Here is a 2,196-nt window from a genome sequence, read left to right on the forward strand (position 1 = left end):
TTACTCATTGAACACCTCTGTCTCAGGCAGCGACTTTACCACCTAAATTGGTGTCCGGGATTAGTAGACCACTACACAGCTTCCCAAAAACTTACGCTGAATTAGACTTGGGATTTTCTGGTAGTAGTGACCTTACCCCCTCTTGGGTTGTCTAATTTTTGTGAAGGCTTACTCCCAAGTTTAAGATCAGATACATCACTCTGCCTGAAGTTGATATCCTCCTCGCACTATCAGAACGGGATTTCTCTGCGCCAAATTGATCACACACCTTCTTTGTCAGGAATTTTCGCTTTACCATCCTTCTCAAAAAAACGAGCCTTGCAAGTCGGGAACTAGTCACAACCATACCAGTTATAGGCCTTTTTCGTTTTCTTCAATTTTCCCATTCTTTTGACCAGCTTACCCTTTTCGCATTCTGGACAAGTGTAGTCGGTTGCCTTGCCGACGAATTTTGATTTGGAGTTAAAATCCAGTTTATTTCCCTTATTTGGAAATATGGCCTTACAGTCGGAATAACCTCTACAGCCCCAAAAATGACAGGGTTTACCTTTTGTCTTGCGCAGGATGTTTTTTTTGAAAGTGAGACAATTGTGACCCTTGACTTTGATATCCAATTCGCGCATCTTCACTTCCTTGATAACGTCCTGACTCATACAGTGAGAACAGCTCATTCCATCGGGCCAATGATGCTGCCATATCTGTTCGTAGCACTTTGTATTATCGATGAGATCGTGAATTTTTATCATGAGATTTTTTCACAAGCATTCAGCAGTCAATTCCATCGATAACGTCTCAAATTCTCAGCCCCCCGAAATTCATAAAGAGCCAATATTTTTATCCCAGTAACATTGTTTGCCTCTGCTATAGCAATTGCTAAGAATTATTACAAAAATGTAACCTCTTTATTGGATGATGTAGCCTCGGTTAACCATAAAATTAAAGGAAATCTAAATCCTGAGGTTGCCGCTTGGTTATGAGGGATGTAGCTGTTGTCAATTCATAAGATAAGCTTGGGCAAGTCGCATATGTCAAACCGCTTCTTTTATAAAGGCACACAGACTTTCGGACTTGATCATTTGATCAGGTTCGCAAACGCGGCCTTGATGCCGACGACCAGCATGGTACAGGCGGCGGTGAATACAAACAGCAGCAGTGCGCGGCGGGTGCAGGTTTCTACCTATTCACTGGCTTTGCGCTGGGTGCGCAGGTAGACGGCGATAAACGGCGGGCCACGGCCACCCAGCCCATACAGCCGCGGGCTGCCCACCTTGGATATAAAAACAGTGACTACGCACTGATTGCTATGGATACTTATCGATAGGTGAAAAATTTTATCTGCTAGAACGACATTATTTCACTCGAAAAAATAATGTCTGAGCAATTATAAAACCCTTCACCTGCGGGATCATCTCGTTGCCATCTAATATAAAGTATCCCAGTGTCGCTTCTTCCAACTGGTATGTTTATGTCCATTTCGTAGTAACCATTAACTACAGGCAGGTCACCATAACTATTAATGATCTCAAGATCAGACCATTTTAAGCGTTGTGTGGCAGAGTCAAATCCAGGCTTACTTAGATATATTCTCCAATAGCTTGGGTTGTGCGCTGCCGTTGCTCGAAATTTCAGCCTATGCTGCCCGGTAGCTAATTTAGTTTTATGCCAGTCTGTAGAAGGAATATCCGTTCCCGCCTTGGCTGACGATCCGGCACCGCAAAGATATCCATCAATTACTACGGTTTGAACAGATGAATCATCATTATAGTTTGCCACATTGGCGGAAAACTCATTTTTTGCACAAATGGATAAGTTCCTGACTCCAGAAATACAGCACGGTATGCGGCGTTAGGAATGGCGGAACCATCCGAGGGGTGCCAATATCCCCCATCTTCGGCACAGAATATCTGCCTAGCCTTTGGAAACTCCGTCCAACCATGACTAATGGCAAAGCACGAAAAGCAAACCAATACCGATGCAACTACCCATGAAACCATTTTAGTTCGCATGTTGTTATCTCCCAGGTTTAGCCCTTCGTGAGAATAGCCGCTAATCAGCAAAACTGTAAAAGCAGGATCGAAAATTTTGTATCTTATTGGGCCACCTTTCACTGAATTAAATTGCCTAGATTCAACTTGTAAGTGCATATCTCAATGGAGCTAGAAAAAGCGGCCAGTTGCCCGTAGGCTTCTCGCTTTT

3 protein-coding genes are annotated in these 2,196 nt (G+C 43.5%); 1 reads left to right on the top strand and 2 read right to left on the bottom strand.

All coding sequences use genetic code 11. The features are described from left to right. Positions 1 to 332 precede the first annotated feature (332 nt). Positions 333 to 623, bottom strand: coding sequence for a hypothetical protein (locus Q1A48_RS21010; RefSeq protein WP_299948775.1), 291 nt, complete (start codon positions 621 to 623; stop codon positions 333 to 335). Positions 624 to 1,076: 453 nt separating this feature from the next. On the opposite strand from Q1A48_RS21010, the gene Q1A48_RS21015 reads away from it, so the two are divergent. Continuing rightward, on the top strand, positions 1,077 to 1,211 hold the full coding sequence (locus Q1A48_RS21015) for a hypothetical protein (protein WP_299948777.1): 135 nt from the start codon (positions 1,077 to 1,079) through the stop codon (positions 1,209 to 1,211). A 127-nt stretch (positions 1,212 to 1,338) separates the two neighbouring features. On the opposite strand, the gene Q1A48_RS21020 is transcribed toward Q1A48_RS21015, so the two are convergent. Next, entirely contained in the window at positions 1,339 to 1,773 is a 435-nt protein-coding gene (locus Q1A48_RS21020; protein WP_366523463.1) for a lytic polysaccharide monooxygenase auxiliary activity family 9 protein, read from the bottom strand. Positions 1,774 to 2,196: the final 423 nt, after the last annotated feature.

This window comes from uncultured Microbulbifer sp. (assembly GCF_947489355.1).
In the GTDB taxonomy this organism is placed as follows: Bacteria; Pseudomonadota; Gammaproteobacteria; order Pseudomonadales; family Cellvibrionaceae; genus Microbulbifer.